General features: G+C 55.8%; 10 protein-coding genes and 1 riboswitch. Of the genes, 6 read left to right on the top strand and 4 right to left on the bottom strand.

The features are described 5' to 3' along the window. Positions 1 to 16 precede the first annotated feature (16 nt). Entirely contained in the window at positions 17 to 535 is a 519-nt protein-coding gene (locus KF752_01855) for a thioredoxin family protein (GenBank protein ID MBX3420279.1), read from the bottom strand. Positions 536 to 759: 224 nt separating this feature from the next. Beyond that, positions 760 to 6,528 carry a DUF1080 domain-containing protein gene (locus KF752_01850; protein MBX3420278.1) on the bottom strand — a complete coding sequence of 1,923 codons (5,769 nt, stop codon included), beginning with the start codon at positions 6,526 to 6,528 and terminating at the stop codon, positions 760 to 762. A gap of 454 nt (positions 6,529 to 6,982) precedes the next feature. Here KF752_01850 and KF752_01845 point away from each other — a divergent pair, with 454 nt between their 5' ends. The 4 genes from KF752_01845 to KF752_01830 all read left to right on the top strand — a co-directional run bounded on the left by KF752_01845 (position 6,983) and on the right by KF752_01830 (position 9,608). Beyond that, on the top strand, positions 6,983 to 7,570 hold the full coding sequence (locus KF752_01845; protein ID MBX3420277.1) for a hypothetical protein: 588 nt from the start codon (positions 6,983 to 6,985) through the stop codon (positions 7,568 to 7,570). Between the two features lie 106 nt (positions 7,571 to 7,676). Next, entirely contained in the window at positions 7,677 to 7,871 is a 195-nt protein-coding gene (locus KF752_01840) for a hypothetical protein (GenBank protein ID MBX3420276.1), read from the top strand. Positions 7,872 to 7,911: 40 nt separating this feature from the next. Beyond that, entirely contained in the window at positions 7,912 to 8,472 is a 561-nt protein-coding gene (locus tag KF752_01835; GenBank protein MBX3420275.1) for a UvrB/UvrC motif-containing protein, read from the top strand. 77 nt (positions 8,473 to 8,549) lie between these two features. Beyond that, positions 8,550 to 9,608 (top strand): protein arginine kinase, encoded by a 1,059-nt coding sequence (locus KF752_01830; GenBank protein MBX3420274.1) that lies wholly within the window; start codon positions 8,550 to 8,552, stop codon positions 9,606 to 9,608. Positions 9,609 to 9,977: 369 nt separating this feature from the next. Here KF752_01830 and KF752_01825 read toward each other — a convergent pair whose 3' ends face one another. Next, on the bottom strand, positions 9,978 to 11,393 hold the full coding sequence (locus KF752_01825; GenBank protein ID MBX3420273.1) for a Glu/Leu/Phe/Val dehydrogenase: 1,416 nt from the start codon (positions 11,391 to 11,393) through the stop codon (positions 9,978 to 9,980). 263 nt (positions 11,394 to 11,656) lie between these two features. Between KF752_01825 and KF752_01820 the strand changes: the two genes are divergently transcribed. Next, positions 11,657 to 13,024, top strand: a complete 1,368-nt coding sequence (locus KF752_01820; GenBank protein MBX3420272.1) for an APC family permease — start codon at positions 11,657 to 11,659, stop codon at positions 13,022 to 13,024. A gap of 142 nt (positions 13,025 to 13,166) precedes the next feature. On the opposite strand, the gene gcvP is transcribed toward KF752_01820, so the two are convergent. Further along, positions 13,167 to 16,118, bottom strand: a complete 2,952-nt coding sequence (gene gcvP / locus KF752_01815; GenBank protein MBX3420271.1) for an aminomethyl-transferring glycine dehydrogenase — start codon at positions 16,116 to 16,118, stop codon at positions 13,167 to 13,169. 224 nt (positions 16,119 to 16,342) lie between these two features. Continuing rightward, positions 16,343 to 16,446: riboswitch (glycine riboswitch) on the bottom strand. A 379-nt stretch (positions 16,447 to 16,825) separates the two neighbouring features. Between gcvP and KF752_01810 the strand changes: the two genes are divergently transcribed. Next, on the top strand, positions 16,826 to 17,326 hold the full coding sequence (locus tag KF752_01810) for a TrmH family RNA methyltransferase (protein MBX3420270.1): 501 nt from the start codon (positions 16,826 to 16,828) through the stop codon (positions 17,324 to 17,326). Positions 17,327 to 17,331: the final 5 nt, after the last annotated feature.

The raw sequence follows: 17,331 nt of genomic DNA, 5'->3' as shown, positions 1-17,331 counted from the left end.
CGTATTGGCCACTCGCCTAATTCGTTGCGGATGGTGTGGCGGTGGGGTAGATGCCTAGCAGTTCGTCGGCTCGCTGCGTCCAAACTTCAGGACCACCTTGGTCGTATCCGTAGGTGGCGATTTGTTCACCTGCCGAGTTTATAAAGACGATCGTGGGATAGCCTTGAATCTTAAACTTTTGGGCTAACTGTTGGTTCTGTTGCGCCAGTTCGGCACTCAGCTCTTTGCGACGCGGAAAGTCCAGCTCCAACAGCACAACATTCTTGTCAGACCACTTCTTAAATTCGGCGGTTGAGAACACTTCTTTGTGCAGGCGAATGCACCAGCTGCACCAATCGCTACCGGTAAAGTTTGCCAAAATCGGCTTGCCGGTCCGCGCGCTGGCAGCCTGAGCATCGTCATAGGACTCCAACCACACAGGCATTTCGTCAGGCAACAGATTCTGTGAAGTGGCTTGGGGTTCAGATTTTCCACAGCCGCTGATTCCGACCAGCACCACAAGCGCCGACATCAGCCAACCGGTTACGCCTCGCATGATTTACTCTCCTATATTGGAAACGGTTTGCGTTCTAGGCCAGGCCGCTAAGTATACCCGCCAAACACGAGTTGTGACATGCTGTGGCCGAGAGCCAAGGGAGCCTGGCGCGTCGTGATTGCTCAGGCAAACGGCGAAATCTCCCAGTAGCCACTGCCTCGTGACGGTAGCAATGCAGTTGGCCCACCGAGAGCGTCAGAATAGCGACCAATACTTGGCTCGCCTTACTTGACTTCCAGCTTAAGGTTGCGGAATCGTACTTCGGTTGCCGAGCCGCTATGAACCTGCAAGGCAAAGATGCCTTCTCGGCTTCCCGCGGGATCGTCTAGGTCCACACACAGATTGCCATTAAGCCACGTGCGGACGTGACTGCCAATAGCTTCAATTTCATAGGTGTTCCACTGGCCGGATTTGAGAAACTGCTCGCCTCCCTGCTTCCACAAAATCTGTCGGCCATGCTCCTCGTACAGTTTGCCCCACCAGCCCGCACCGATGTCGGCTTGGTAGCCGGCCACGTCGTTTTCGGGCAAGACACGACTGCGGAACTGGATACCGCTATTGCCCTTGTTGTCCACCAGTTTGACTTCAAGCGACAGTTTGAAATCACGAGCTAGTAAATCACTGACCAAGAATTCATTGCGGTGCAGCCCTTGGCTACTGCCGACGATCTCGCCATCCTGCACGCTCCACACCTGCATGTTACCAGACCAGCCATCCAACGTGCGCCCGTTAAACAGGTCGCGAGCATTCTCGGTAGTCGCCAACAGTGGTGTTTGTTGTGAGTGACGCAGATAGGCCAACAAGCTGCGAACCTCGTGATCGCTAAACTGGCTCAGTTGGTCATCGGGCATCATCGACTGTTGGCTTTCGCTTAACGAGTCGATCTCGGCCTTGGGCACCACCAGGCTAGCTTCCGCAGTTTGAATCGTGACTGCTGCGTCCGTCTCTTGGCGGACGATGCCCGTGATAACTTGGCCATCGTAGGTCAGGGCGATCGACTGGCGATATTCTTTGGCCATGACAGCGCTGGGGTCGACGATATTTTCCAATAGATAGTCGATGTTGGTGCGGTTTGAACCGGTGATGTCTGGTCCAAGTTGCTGCCCGATTCCATACAATACGTGACAGCGCTGACATGTCTTGGCGAACAATGCACGCCCCAATGCCAGATCAACGGGTGGCAAGTCGCTACGGTGGATCAATTGCGCATAGTGCTTGATTTGTTGCGACTTATCTTCAGCTGTGCGCCGCACTTGTCCCCACTGCTTGGCCAGCTTCTCGGACAATCCAGCATCTGACAAATGCTCCAATTGTCGCGCGAGGTCAGCCGTCAAGTCAGCAGCTTTTATGCGTCCAGCGGAAATTGCATCCAGCAGAACGTGTCCGCTACTCTTTCGCGCGCACAATGTTGCGATGGCGGCGCGTCGCTGATTGGCGGTCAAGCGATCATAGACGTTGACCAATTGTTGAGCTGCAGTGTCCTGTTCGTACTGTGCTAAACCAATAATGGCTTGTTCGACCAGCCGATCGCGGTCCATACGTTGGCCGATGATGTCCAGCAACGGCTTGACCAATTGGTCATCGCCAGCAGACAGCAGCGACTGTAGGGCGCTCAACTGTGCTGATTCGGGTTCACTAGTATCAGCCAGGATTTCGCGTTGTCGTTGCCTGGCCGCCGCGTCACCAAATACGACGCCCAGTCGCGTTGCCGCCGATTGAACCGCTGCGGACGAACTGCTGGCAAGTTGAGCGTACAACGCGGGCCAGCCGTCGGGTTGTGGCGCACGTCGCTGACCTGCCAATGCTGATTGAATTGCTGACAAAAACGTGAGTTGAATCTCAGCCGAATCGACTCGCCCCAACGCATTGACCAACCGCTGCACATCGCCGGTACCGCCAGAGGCTGCTAGGCGCCGCAGCATAAATTCGCGCAGCAGCGGAATGTTCTGGCCGGCCCTGATGCCCAATGCCATGGCACGATCTGGATCTTCGTCGGCCAATGGCTCCATGGCGTACCAGTACATAAGTGGCAAGTTATGATCCTGGGAATCCCCACCATGTCCGGTCAGGGCTTCCATCAGCGACCAGCGCTGCGCAGTGGGCAGTCGCGCGCCTACCGATGCCAGCGACAAGCGCACCACGGGAGAAGTATCGTGCTGCGCCAGCCGAACGAGTTGCTGCAGCTCGTCTGCTGACGGCCGATAGCCGAGTTGCTCCATGCGCAAGCGCACGGCCCAATCGCGTACCTGCGGGCTGCTATCGGTCAATAGCTTGCCGTATAGTCCTTGATCAAAGGTCCCGACAACGTGCAGGGCCCAGATGGCGCGCAGGCGTCGACTCACGCTCGCATGCGTGGTGGCGATCGTTATCAATTGGTCGGTTGCGGCAGATGCCAGGGTGCCGCGTGCCGCACGTTCTTGGAGCAATCGCCGCGCATGGCGGACGTACCACTCATTTTCACTAAGCGTGTGCTGTACGAGCTGCGCGTCGGTCAATTTAGCTAGTTCGACCTGTACCGCGCGATGAGGACCGTAGCAGATTTTGTAAATCCGTCCGTTGCTACGATCGTGTACCTCGACTTCATTGCGATGGCAAGCTTGCATGTCATACCAGTCGATCATCAGCACTTGCCCATCAGGGCCCAGTTGCATATTCAGAATCTGCGATGCCTGATCGCCGGTCAAAAGAAAATCGGGAGCATGTTTGCCAACATAACCTGAACCGGATGGAATCAAACGATCCATGTTCAGCCGCTGGCCGTGGATGTTGTTCATCAGCAGTGCGCCGCGATACTCATCGGGCCAGGCACCGCCCTGATAGATCAATGCGCCTGCGTGTGCATGACCTCCACCCGCTGCGTCGGAGCGACTGTTGCCACTGTGAGGAGTTGGCCCCAGGTAGTGAAAGTGGTCAGCAATAGTCATGAGGTTGTCGTAAGTATGGGGATTGAAATGTCGGCCCGCCTGGCGTTGATAGCGACCTTGCGGAATGATGTGATACAGGTGCGGAATGACGCAGGCGGTGACGAAGGCTTGGCCAACTTCATTAAAATCCAGTCCCCAGGGATTACTCGTGCCGTGGGCAAACACCTCGAATTCATGCCGCAACGGATGATAACGCCAGACACCAGCATTGATTGGCACCCGTGCATCAGGCTCGGTGCCGGGCTTGCCAACTTTGGAATGCGTAAAGACGCCGTGGCAACCATACAACCAGCCATCCGGCCCCCAGCAGAACGTGTTGAGTGTCTCATGCGTATCCTGATAGCCCCAGCCGTCGAGCAATACTTGAGGTTCGCCATCCGGAATGTCGTCGCCGTTGGCATCCGGGATGAATAGCAAGTAGGGGGCTGCACCAACCCACACGCCCCCGAACCCGACTTCCAATCCGCTGACCAAATTCAGGCCCTCGTAGAACACGGTGTGTGAATCAAACACACCATCGCCAGAGGTGTCTTCAAAAATCAGAATGCGATCACGCCCTTTTTCGGCTTTAGATCGGATTGGGTATTCGTATGCCTCAGCGATCCAGACTCGCCCGCGATCATCTACGGCCATGGCGATCGGTTGTTTTACATTCGGCTCCGCAGCGCAGGCAATAACGTGAAAACCTTCAGGCAGCTTCATGGCCGCAGCGGCTTGCTGGGCCGGTAGCCCAGCGTAGGGATACTGGTCAGGGGATAACTCTTGTTCGGTGGGAATCGAGCCAACAGGGTTTTGCGGGTGCAGTCGAAAATGGTCGAAATTGATATGTCCCCACCCACCTGAGCTTTCGTCAACCAGTCGAATATAAACCTGTTTGTTCAGCACTTCGCGCAGATCCACCACGACCGGCGAGAGTTTTTCAGTCTGTTTGCCGCTGGCTACGAAGAACGGCTTGGCTTGGCCTTCCACGAACAGCTCGACCCGCGTCTGCGGAGAGTTGCCGCCACCGATTAGAAACGCCGCGTAGGGCTGAGAAACTCGAAAGGCGACGCTGGTCAAGGTACCTTGAGGTGCATCGCCGGACCGTTCATAACTTCCAACCCAGTAGTTGCCTTCATGCCGACTGTAATCGTCGTCGCGGCGCAAGGCGACTGCATCCCCACGAACCGGTTGGCCGGTAAACGCCTGGCCTTCTGCCGTCCAGTCGGTCAGATCGCCCGTTTCAAAGTCAAGATTCAATTTGCGTCCGTCACTGGACACAGGTGGTACCCCATCCAGCGGGCCGCTCAGCGGCTGATTGGATTGCCTAAACCGAATGCAGTCGATGCCGAACATGAAACGCCGCACCGCTTTGGGATTGGCACCCACTATTTCAACTGACAGCGTATGCTTACCCGCCTGAAGTTGAGGCGATGCGAATTCCAACAGGCCAGACGTAACAACCTTAGGTTCGTACAGATCGACGGCCTCGCCCAACCGCTGGTCGTCGATCCAGAACTGAACGACACCGTAGTCGGGAGCGCAGGTTAGAACCAGTTGCACAGCGGTCACGTCGGCCAAAACGTCCAATTCGACAGTCAGCCGATCGCCGGGCTTGCCGCCGGTCCACCAGAGCTGCTTACCGCTACTCCAGCGATCCTCCGGAAAACTTTGCATCGACTGCTGCTGTGCCGTGCCGCGGCTGACGTCGACTTTCAATTTTTCGGCTTCGATGGCGTCGGAGATCTTTCCGTCGGCACCAATTGGATTGCGCGAACCGCGCAGTCGCTTGGCTGCCGGTGTCGCCGGAGGTGCTGGGGCGACGAACGGTTTGGGCTGCGCGGCCCTGAATTGCTCCTCGCTGACCTGCTGAACCTTTTGCAGCAGCACATGAGCCCCCAACATGCCGCCAGTGGCCACATCTGGCAATCCATCGCCGTTGATGTCTGCCACGATGACCTGCCGCCCGATGCCACTGGCCGAGTCAATCAGATAGGGCAACCAATCGATGCCCGCTTCCGTACGGACTAGACGGAACCAATACACGACCGGACCAGCATCCCACATCGGGCTTTGGCGGTGATGCGAATAGTAGGTCTTGCCTGAGACGATGTCCTGCAAGCCATCACCATCGATGTCCGCCACGCGAAGGCTGTGCGGCTCAGTGAACAGTACGCCGTATTGGCTGTCAGCGGCTTGCTGCCCCATGATGACCTGACGCTCAAACCTGGTGTGATCGCCGTCGCGCACCTGCCTGTACCAGGAAATGCCAAAGTCGTGTGCCGCCTCGGAGGTGATGATGTCGTTCAAACCGTCGCCATCGACATCATAAGCGAACATATCGGCACCGCCGTATGCGTTGCTCAAGCTCACCTCGTGCAATCGCCAACGACCATTGTTGGCTCCGCTGGCCGGCTGCTCGAACCAGCCGCCGGAGTGAATCACATCCATCAAGCCATCACCATTGACATCGCCGACGCCCAATCCGTGGCCAAACCGCGCAGGAGCGATTTTCTCCGAGATGGGATGAAACGTCCAAGCTTCCAATGGACGACTGGCATCAATCGTGGCAAAACCGAAAAACCCGTCACGTGTGCAAATAAGTTCCGGTGTGGCATTGCCGGTTAATTGAGTAAACTGTGGCGATTCGTTGGATACCCAGTCCAACACTTGATGCTTGCTCCATTTACCAACGCCTTTGCCGGGATTGCGATAGACATAGGCGGCTGTGCCTGGAAAGCCAACCGCCAACACGTCTTGAGCGCCATCGCCGTCGAAATCGTAGACCCAGGCAAAGAAATGGTCGGCATATTTTTCCATTGGTTGGGCAACCGCCGGATAGATTTCATGCCCCTGCTCAAAACTGGGACCTGCGTACCACATCGGACCATAAACGATGTCTTGGGTGCCATCGCCATTGAGATCTCCAACAGCGATGCCTTCCGAATAGTAAGTGCCGGTTAACTGCTGTCGCTCAAATTGCCGAAGTTCTCGCACCGGCGAATCATCCGCCCGCAGACTCTGGCACAGGCAGCATCCGAAAACAGCTATATGGAATCCCCAAACAATGCAATTCGTCAACGTGTGCATGGCTGAAATTTCTGATCGGAGTTCTGAATCTGTAGTCGCTTCGGTTACTAGGTCGTGGACCAGCACATTGCGTCCGCTCTCTGGCAAGGGTGGCTGCAGATGGCATTGGAATCAACTGGCCTAACCCCACCAATATAAGCCAAAATCAGCAGCGAACTGGACCAGTTTAGCTGGGCAGTCCAATATTTCTACTTTGAGAATCGAATGAAAATTTGACCGAAGGAGTTTCAAGGGCAGGCGGGGCCGACGGCAATTCGTGGCAGTGGTAGAGACTGAACTACTCTTTGCCCATGCACCAAACCGGATAGAATACCGATCTGAGAGTTTCCTTGCGGTCGCGCCCGATCAGAATCGGTTTGATTCTGAGTAAGTCGGCTGCGACACGCCACAAAACCACTAACGATCCCTCCAGTGGCACACATATTTGCCCTGGGTAGCAAGCGAGTTTGACTGTATGGCTCAAAGCCGCAATCCATCCACGGCAGGCGAGTTCGTGATTGCCGATGGCGAACCGCTGAATTTGCACAATCGCAGGTTAGCAGCTTTTCTGGGGTGGCTGGTCCCCGGTGCCGGACATTACTATCAAGAGCGAAAATTCAAGGCCGCGATCTACTTTGTGTCGATTATGTCCTGCCTGATCGTGGGAATGATCGTGTCGGGTGGGCGGTGCGTGTATGCTTCATGGAATGGGGTGGAACGTCGATGGCAGTATGTTCTGCAAGCAGGCGTGGGGCTACCTGCCATCCCCGCTGCAGTTCAAGCATGGCGCAAAAGCGGTGGCAATTCAGCGCTGTTTGAAGGTTGGTTTTTCGAAAACGACCCGAACGTTGATGCGGACGATAACCAAGCAATTTTTGCGGCACCCACCAGCACCAAACAATTGGACCTGTGGCATCAGAAGACCGCATCTGGGTTTGATCTGGGAACGTTATATACGATGGTCGCGGGGTTGCTGAATATTCTGGCGGTCTATGATGCTTACTCTGGGCCTTTGCCGCCACCAGGTTCGCATAAGAAAAACCCGCCATCAGAAGATAAATGAGGCTGTAGATAAATGAGGCGGATACAGGCAAGTGAGTTTACAGGCTAGGTGAAGTTGTACTGAGCGAGTTGGCGGGCGTGGGCTCGTCGTTTTCGGAGCATGGATCATGTTGGTAAGCGTTTCGTGGATGTACTTGTTAATGTATGTGCCATTATTAGCCGCTAGCGCAGCGGTTATCGGTGCGACTCGCCATGAAAAGCGAGACTTGATTATCGGTGAGATCATGGGAAACGCATTTCGGATTACCCTGTTCATGTTAACCATTTACATAGTCCTGCAAATTGTATCGTTTTGTGTCTAACCTTCCGAACGACAATTGAACTTGATTCACGCGGCCCGTCATGAAGTGTCAACATTGCGAAAAGCCTGCCACGTTTCACATTACCGAGCTGACTCAGCCCAGCGGTCCGGTGAAGGTGCATCTATGCGAAGAGCATGCCAGAATCTATCTGGCTCAAGAGACCGAGGACGTCCCGCCCAATGCCTTGGCCAATTTGTTGGCCAAACAACTCAAACTGGAACAGACCGCCGAACAACTTGCCAAGCTCGACAAGAAGACTTGCCCGATGTGTGGACTTAGTTTTGCTGAATTTCGTCAGGCAGGTCGCTTGGGATGTGCCTATGACTATGTATGCTTCCAGCCGGATTTAGAACCGCTGCTCAAGAATATTCACGGCTCGACAACCCACCAAGGCAAACGCCCCAGTCGGCCGTTGGGAGCACCAGATCGTCAGCATCGCTTGTTGCAACTACGCAGAGAGATGCAGGATGCGATCAACCACGAGAATTACGAAAAGGCTAGCAAAATTCGCGACTGGATTCAGCGGACTCAACAAGGTGATGAAGCGGTTTGGGATGAAATCAACCAACAGACTCCACCGCACTCAGCCGATGAAGGTTGAGCTGACCGTTGGTCAACCTCGTGAGAAACACCAGATTCAATCATTTAGTGCTGTTATTAATCAAAGCGTCGTAAATCGTGGAAATTAACGATCTGGTTGGCAAGTGTGGACAGTGGCTACGCGGATCGGGCCCCGAGTCCGACATCGTCATTAGCAGTCGCGTGCGACTGGCACGCAACCTGGCTGAATTCCCGTTTGTTCGTCGGGCCAACAACGAAGAACGAACACAGATCGTCAAGACGGTTCACAAACACATCCAGTCTGTCCCAGATTGGTCCGGCATGATGTTTCTGCGGGTAGGAACGCTCAAAGATATCGATCGCCATTTCTTGGTTGAGCGGCAATTGATGAGTTTGGAACTGGCCGAAGGCACGGGTGATCGCGCGGTGGCCATCGACCATGATGAGCGCTTTAGCATTATGATCAACGAAGAAGATCACCTGCGCATTCAAGTTATGTGTACCGGTTTGGATGTGCAACAAGCATGGAAGCAGATTGATGCCATTGACGATTTGTTGCAAGAACGACTCAATTGCGCCTTTCACGAGCAATTCGGTTACTTGACGGCCTGCCCAACCAATGTTGGCACCGGACTTCGCGTCAGCGTCATGCTGCACTTGCCCGCGCTGGTGGTGACCCGCGAGATCGAAAAGGTATTTCGCAGTTTGCAGAAGATCAACGTGACTGTCCGCGGACTGTACGGCGAGGGCTCACAATTCATGGGCGACTTTTACCAGGTCAGTAATCAAATTACGCTGGGGCGCACCGAAGATGAATTGGTGCAGACCGTCAGCGAAGTCGTGCCGCGAATCATCGAATACGAACGCAAGGCCCGACAGTTTTTGCTCGTCGAAAGTGAGCAAGATCTGCACGATGATGTGAGCCGCGCTTATGGGATCTTGTGTACCGCCAAGAAGATCAGCAGCGAAGAGACGCTGCATTATCTGTCTAAGGTTCGCATGGGAGTTAACTTGGGCCTGATCCAGGCTATCGACATCCCCACGATCAACAAACTGTTTGTGCAAACACAGCCGGCTCATTTACAGAAACTGCTCGGGCATGACTTGTCCGGCAGCGAACGCAACATTGAACGCGCCAACTATCTGCAATCGCACATGAAACCGGCCCAAGGCTGAGCCGAGTTTCAGGCCCAGTCTTAGTCTGCAGGATGCGCTCCCGCCTGCCTCACGCGCCGCCAGTCTGTGTCCCACACCAGCCCAGGCTTTCGCAAGTCCGCAGATCGACTCGAAGAATGGGTACATTAGAATTCTAGACGACAACAACGGAGATGCATGAGAACTAGAGGAAGAGCCATCCAACGGCTGAACGTGAGCCGGAACCAGCCAGTCGGCTGGCATCGCTTGGTAACGTCAACTCCAGCCGCGCTATCCTGATCCTTCAGCTTGATATCACGTTACTCTGCATAGACTTTACATCTAGGTAGCAGTTGTAAGCTATGCGACCGACTGGGGTGTTGTTACCTGAGTGGCCTCAGGGGCAACGAATTACGGGAAAATGCCCAGCTCTTCGTAGCAGACGGCAATCTTGTTGATAGCGTTGACGAAGGCGGCTGTCCGTAGATCGACTTTGCCATCCAGCATCAAATGCGTTTCGCGAATCTGCTGATAAGCGCTAGCCATCGTCTCTTCTAATCCCGAACGGACCAGAGTCTGCTCGTCGGCCCCTTGCGTCAACATGCTAATCTCGCTCGCTCCAAACCGCTTGTCCGTGGCTGACTCAAGCGCAGCCACCAACCGCCGAAATGACAGTTCTTCAAAACGCTTTTCCAGTCGACCAAAACGCACATGGGATAAGTTTTTGAGCCACTCGAAATAGGATACTGTCACTCCCCCTGCGTTCAGGTAGGCATCGGGGATGACTAGAATATTGCGCTCGACCAGCATTCGATTGGCCTCGGCCGTCGTGGGCCCATTGGCGGCTTCGCCGATGATCTTGGCGCGAATCTTGCCTGCGTTCTCATGCGTGATCACGTTTTCCAGTGCGGCGGGAATCAGGATATCGCATTCCAGCTCCAGCACACTGCTGCCGGGTGAAGCCAATTGTGAGCCTGGAGCGCCGATGATCGAACCGGTTTGCTGCCGATGCTGGTCGACGGCTGCGATGTCCAGCCCTTGCGAGTTACAGATCGTCCCCGCCAAGTCGCCGACAGCGATCACTTTCGCACCGGCCTCAGCCAAAAACTTGGCGGTGTGGTAGCCCACATTGCCAAAACCTTGAATGGCGACCGTCTTGCCTTCGATACCGGGTGATAGTCCCAGACGACGCATATCTTGGACCATACTGCAGGCTTCGCGCACCCCAAAAAACACACCTAGCCCGGTGGCCTCCGTACGGCCTCGTATGCCGCCCAGCGGAATCGGTTTGCCAGTAACCGCCGCCATCGCATTCAGTTCGCCGTTGTTCAGCGTCGCATAGGTGTCGGCAATCCAGGCCATCTCCGCCGAGCTGGTACCCATGTCGGGCGCAGGCACATCGATGCCGGGACCAATCAGATGTTTGCGATTCAACTCAAAGGTAAATCGCCGCGTGATCCGTTCCAATTCTGCAGCCGAGTAGCGTTGTCGGTCGATGGCCACACCGCCCTTCGCGCCGCCGTAGGGTACATCGACAATCGCACATTTGTAGGTCATCAGACTGGCCAGCGCTGTGACTTCGTCCTCGTTGACCGAAGTGCTGAAGCGAATGCCGCCTTTGGTGGGCAGTTTGTGGCAGCTATGCTGCGCCCTCCAGGCATGGATGACTTGGATCTTGCCATTGTCCAGCTCAACGGGAAACGCAAATCGACCCACAAAATTACACTCGCGAATTTGTGCTAGCAGCGTTGGGTCGTGTTTGGTCCAAGCCGCTGCCGAGTCAAAGTACCGATTGACCTGCTGTCGAAAGCTAATTGTCTGCGTCATGTTTTGTCGTTTGCTGCGCTGCTGGATGGAACGCGAACCATTACATTGTCACAAGACAAGAGCATGGCATATTCGGGTAGCCATGACAATCACCCGCTCACAGATAAACTATCAGCATAACGGTTCATGTCCGTGGTGGGCCGGCGCGAGGTTGCGTCGCTTGGGCCCAGAAGTGACTTCATGCATTGCGATAAGATTTCGATACTCATCCGCTGGACCCACTCTACAAGACCCTTGGACGCTTAGCCAGCTAAAATGCAACCATGCCACCATCGGAAACAGATACCGCCAATTCGCCCAGTCCAGTCAGCCCCGAGAAATCGTTGGGGTTTGCGTCGTTGATCGGACTGGTCGTAGCGAACATGATTGGCGTGGGTGTATTTACCTCCAGCGGTTTCTCACTTTCGGTGCTGGGCAATCCAGGTCGCGTGATGCTGGCTTGGATGCTGTGCGGCGTGTGGGCCATCAGTGGAGCCCACGCGTACGGCAGTCTTGTGTCGCGACTGCCAATTTCTGGCGGCGAGTATGCCTTCCTGAGCAGATTGGCGCATCCGAGCATCGGCTTTTTGGCTGGCTGGATCTCGCTGATAGCTGGATTCACCGCGCCCATTGCATTGTCGGCTAAAGCCGCGGCAGTACATCTGTTACCCGAAACGCGATCAGATCAACCGCAGATTGCCTGGGTTGCGGCCGTGTGCATTATGGTCGCAGCGCTGTGCCACGCGTTCGGAATACGCCTGGGCACGCGGACTCAGAACGGTTTGGTGGCCGTCAAGTTGTTGTTGCTGCTGCCGTTTATCATTGTAGGATTATGGCAATTCAGCGCTGGGAACTGGCTCGGCGGGGCACCGTTGCCTGAGCGCTCCGGCAATCTTTTGCCACCCGAGGTCAGCCAGTGGTGGACCTTGGTGGGATCGATGTCCTGGATCGCTCTCAGCTACACCGGATTCAACGCTGCCGTATACGTGGCCGCCGAGTCGCCGCGCACCAGCCGCCAAGTCCCGCAAGCTATGTTGTGGGGGACGCTACTTGTGACGCTGTTGTACTGCGTATTGAACTGGATAATTGTGTACGCACCAGGCCCTCAAGCGTTAGTGCACGCAGATGGCAGTGGGCGCGAAAATGTAGCCCTGATCGCGGCACAAGTATTGGGTGGCGACCGACTGGCCGAACTGCTGCGCGCAACCATCCTGCTAGCCATGCTGACCAGCGTGTTTGCGATGTTGATGCTCGGTCCACGAGTCTACCGACAAATGGCTGCAGATGGGGTTATGCCAAAGATATTAGATGCCGACAATTTTCGTTGGGCCATCGCGTTGCAAGCCGTGCTGAGTATTGTCGCTGTGTTTCTCGGAAGCATCTTGGAGCTGATGACCTACTTGGGGCTGACGCTATCAGCGTGTGGATCCATGACGGTCGCGGCCCTGTGGTGGATTCGCCGCCGTCAACCGCACTCTCCGCCGCTGGGCAGGATAGAACAACTGTCCGCCGCCATTTACTTAGCGATGAGTCTCTGCTTCTTGGTGGCCGCAGCCCAGCAGCGCACCCAGCAATTCATCGCCATGCTGGCCACTTTCGCCATTGGGACCGGCGTCTATTTAGGGTGGACTCTCCTTCGTAAAGGCTTGTAGGGGAGAGACCAGCGGAGCTGGCGCAATCTGGCAGCGAGGCTCAGAGAATTCGACCGGCCAGCAACTCAGATCAAACGCAGTCGGTCGGGCTCTGAGCCGGACCACCACCTGCGTGATCGGGTTACTGGCATGTTGCACACGCCTACTCCTCATACCGAGCAGGGGGCGGGCAAGCGCATACTAGGTTGCGATCGCCATAGACATTGTCCACGCGGCCGACGGGCGGGAAGTATTTGACGCGGTAGTCGCTGTGCGGATCAGGACAGACGGCTAGTCGCTTGGGGTAGGCTAACTTGCTGTCATCCAAAATCGACTGCAACGTATGCGGTGCACCGCGCAGCGGATTGTTGTCCTTGGGCCAGACTCCGTCGCGCACCTGCTCATATTCGCTGTAGATCGACAGCATCGCCCGGATAAAGCGATCTAGCTCGGCTAATGATTCGCTCTCAGTTGGTTCGATCATCAGCGTCCCGGCTACCGGGAAGGACATGGTTGGAGCGTGAAAGCCGTAGTCAATCAACCGTTTGGCCAGATCGTCTACCGATATCAAACCGCCAGCTTGCAACGGTCGCGTATCCAAAATGCATTCGTGAGCTACCAAGCCGCTGCGACCGGTGAACAACACCTGGTACTTGCTCTTGAGTTGCTGAGCAATGTAATTGGCGCTCAGAATGGCTACTTGGGTCGCGCGCCGCAATCCCGCGGCACCCATCATGCGAATGTACATCCACGAAATCGGCAGAATGCCTGCACTGCCAAAGGCGGCGGCACTGACCATCGGCCCACCACGGCCATTGTCGCGTCCATCACGCGGCAGGTATGGGGCTAAATGGGCGCGAACTGCCACTGGGCCAATTCCGGGACCGCCACCACCGTGCGGAATGCAGAACGTCTTGTGCAGGTTCAAGTGTGAAACATCGCCACCAAAGCTGCCCGGTTTGGCCAGTCCCACGAGCGCGTTCAGATTGGCTCCGTCGATGTACACCTGGCCGCCAGCGGCATGAACTTTGTCACATATCGCGCGCACCCCTTCCTCAAACACTCCGTGCGTTGAAGGGTAGGTCAGCATGATGGCTGCGATGCGTCCGGAGTGGGCTGCGATCTTGGCATCCAGGTCGGTCAGGTCGACATTGCCTGCTGCGTCACACTGCACGACTTGCACACGCATGTTGCACATCTGCGCACTGGCTGGATTGGTACCGTGAGCGCTGCTAGGAATCAAGCAGATATCGCGCTGACCATCTCCACGCGATTGATGATACTGACGAATCGCCAGTAGCCCGGCATACTCGCCCTGCGACCCGGCATTGGGCTGCAGCGACACCGCAGCATAGCCGGTAATTGCACATAACATGCTTTCCAATTGCTCGACCAATTGCCGATATCCAGCAGACTGGTCCGCAGGTGCCAGCGGATGGATGTGGCTAAACTCAGGCCAAGAAACCGGCGACAATTCGGCGGCCGCGTTCAGCTTCATCGTACACGAACCCAACGGTATCATCGCCCGGTCCAGCGCAATATCCATCTCGGCCAGACGCCGTAGATAGCGCATCATCTCGGTCTCGCTGCGGTATGCATGAAAGGCTGGTTGAGTCAACACTTGGTCTTGGCGCAACAGTTGTTTGCCAATCCCCAGATCGGAGACTGGAGTTGCCTTGGCAATTGTCGTCACAGCTGGATCGTCAGTCATGAGCATAGCACCGAAGATCTGAGCTACATTGTGCAGATCTTCTTCGGTCGTAGTCTCATCCAAAGCGATACCGATGGTCTGCTGGTCGATGCCGCGCAGATTGTAACCAGCATCGACAGCCCGGCGCATGACTGCAGCCGTCTGAGCACCCGTATGAACGGCCAGCGTATCGAAGAACGAGCCATGGCGCAGTTGATAACCGGCTGCCGACAGCGCAGTTGCTAGCCGCTTGGCCTGCTTGTGGACGCGAGCCGCTATAGCTTGTAGGCCTTCGGGACCATGATACATGGCGTACAGCGTAGACATGATAGCCAGCAGTGCCTGAGCCGTGCAGATATTCGAGGTTGCTTTCTCGCGACGAATGTGTTGTTCGCGAGTCTGCAACGCCAAGCGGTAAGCTGGCTGACCGTGTGTATCGATCGTTTGGCCCACCAGCCGACCGGGCAGCGATCGCTTGTACGCATCGCGAGTTGCCAGGAAGGCGGCGTGCGGACCGCCAAATCCCAGCGGCACTCCAAATCGCTGGGCTGATCCGATGACAACATCTGCACCCATCGCACCCGGGTTTTTCAACAGCATCAGCGCCAGTAAATCACTGGCTACGATGGTCCGCACGCCCTGGGACCGGGCTTGTTCCAGCAGTGGAGTACAATCTTCAACCCGTCCATCGCTGGCCGGATACTGTACCAACAGCGCGAAAACTCCTTGCCAATCCGCCACGCCTTGACGTTCGTCGAATTGGACGATCTCCACCCCCAGCGGCTGGGCCCGCGTGTGGATCATGGCGATTGTCTGCGGATGGCAGGCGGTGGATACGAGAATACGATTGGCACCGGGGCGAGCATGTCGCAAGCCTAGCGTCATCGCTTCAGCGGCTGCCGTGGCTTCATCCAGCAGCGAAGCACCGGCAATGTCCATCCCGGTCAGCTCACAAACCAACGTCTGGAAATAAAACAACACCTCCAAGCGGCCTTGAGAAATCTCCGGTTGATAAGGCGTGTAGGCCGTGTACCAACCTGGATTCTCCAGTACGTTGCGCTGGATCACTGGCGGCACATGCGTGCCGTAGTAGCCTTGGCCAATAAAACTGCGCAGAACTTGATTTCGCGCAGCCATGGCCCGCAATTCCGCCAGAGCTTGTTGTTCGCTGACACCAGAGGGTAATTCGATAGGCGTGAGTTCCAGAATGTTCGCCGGTACAACGGCTGCAGTCAGTGCCTCCAGGCTTTCGAAGCCCAGGCTGCGCAGCATGTGCTGGATTTCGTCTGATCGAGGACCAATATGTCGACCAACAAACGGCGACAATTGTTCGCTCGCTTGCTTGGCTGAACGACCCGCTACCGAGGCGGAGGTGACAGATGAATCTGAGGGTGCAGATGCCGATGTTGCAGACGAAGGGGACATGCAAGGTTCATTCGATATAGAAGCCACAAAAGCGTCGCTGCTGCCAGCGCAACTACCGCAGCGCTAGTAAACAACGACCAACTGGCCCCTCTGTCCGTGTACCTGAGAGCTGTCCAATCCCAACACACCGCTGCATACACACGTGATGCAGGGATGGTGCGATCGTTTCCCCTTCGGTGGATTCTCGCAAATTTATTTTGCGGAATCTCTCTCCAGAGACGGTCGAACTTCCGGCAGTTCTGGGTACCTGAGCGATTGAGGGCTACACCTTGCGCCTTCGGCGTTTTGATCGCTCGCAGGCAATCAAAAACTCTCCCACCGGAATCTACACCGTGCCACTCATTGTATCATCTAGTAGCCACCATTGCCAGACGCTGAATGTTACTGATCGGGTGGTTGCCGTTGCCAGGTGTTGGTAGATTGAGTTGTCTGGCTTCTGAGGGCCATCAGCCCCCAGGCAGGGGCTGGCGAAGATTAGAGCCAGCGATGGCGATGACGTTATGTGGGTTATGGGCGGGTTGTTGGCACTTCATTTTTAGCAGCTAGGTCAACCCCTTTGCTGTGAAATTAATCATTCAGGCTCCAAGGTCTGCGCGACCCTGGCTACCTTTTGATACCACTTCCACCGAGTGCGCGGGGGTGGCTGCGTTGGGGTGCCACCGACTAGCCCCAATAAACCCCGGCTAAACTCAACTATCACTTGCTCTATGACACCCCGATTTCAGCATATTCGACACAAGCCGCCGTACACGCTGGCTCGACCCCATGAACTTATTTTGGTAGCAGCGCCGCTTAGGAGCAATGTGAACCTGAGCCGGTTGGTGCGTCTGGCCGGGTGTGCAGGCATCGGCCAGTTGATCCACTGCGGTACCGGCAAAGTCGATCGCGAGATCGCTCGCGACGCCATCGACCATGTGAAGTTGACCACGCCGCGCAGTTTGCTACCAACGATCATACGCCTGAAGTCTGAGGGCTATCAATGCGTGGGGTTGGAACAGACTACCAGTTCGCAAATGCTGTACGAATATCAATTTCAACACCGCACAGCCTTGGTTATTGGTGCTGAGCGGGAAGGGTTGGAGCAGGAGGTGCTAGACCTACTGGACGCGGTCGTCGAGATTCCGGTCTATGGCGCCCCAGCCAGTTACAACGTCGTCACCGCCACTACCATGGCCGTGTACGAGTATTGCCGCCAATTTCACTCGTAGGCCTG

It is taken from the genome of Pirellulaceae bacterium, from assembly GCA_019636385.1.
GTDB lineage: Bacteria > Planctomycetota > Planctomycetia > Pirellulales > Pirellulaceae > Aureliella.
This window is presented reverse-complemented; position numbering and strand designations above follow the sequence as displayed.

Excerpts from the sequence above, each read along its gene's own strand:
- KF752_01855 (MBX3420279.1), bottom strand. The coding sequence starts at position 535 with ATGCGAGGCGTAACCGGTTGGCTGATGTCGGCGCTTGTGGTGCTGGTC.
- KF752_01850 (MBX3420278.1), bottom strand. The coding sequence starts at position 6,528 with ATGCACACGTTGACGAATTGCATTGTTTGGGGATTCCATATAGCTGTT.
- KF752_01845 (MBX3420277.1), top strand. The coding sequence starts at position 6,983 with ATGGCTCAAAGCCGCAATCCATCCACGGCAGGCGAGTTCGTGATTGCC.
- KF752_01840 (MBX3420276.1), top strand. The coding sequence starts at position 7,677 with ATGTTGGTAAGCGTTTCGTGGATGTACTTGTTAATGTATGTGCCATTA.
- KF752_01835 (MBX3420275.1), top strand. The coding sequence starts at position 7,912 with ATGAAGTGTCAACATTGCGAAAAGCCTGCCACGTTTCACATTACCGAG.
- KF752_01825 (MBX3420273.1), bottom strand. The coding sequence starts at position 11,393 with ATGACGCAGACAATTAGCTTTCGACAGCAGGTCAATCGGTACTTTGAC.
- KF752_01820 (MBX3420272.1), top strand. The coding sequence starts at position 11,657 with ATGCCACCATCGGAAACAGATACCGCCAATTCGCCCAGTCCAGTCAGC.
- gcvP (MBX3420271.1), bottom strand. The coding sequence starts at position 16,118 with ATGTCCCCTTCGTCTGCAACATCGGCATCTGCACCCTCAGATTCATCT.
- KF752_01810 (MBX3420270.1), top strand. The coding sequence starts at position 16,826 with ATGACACCCCGATTTCAGCATATTCGACACAAGCCGCCGTACACGCTG.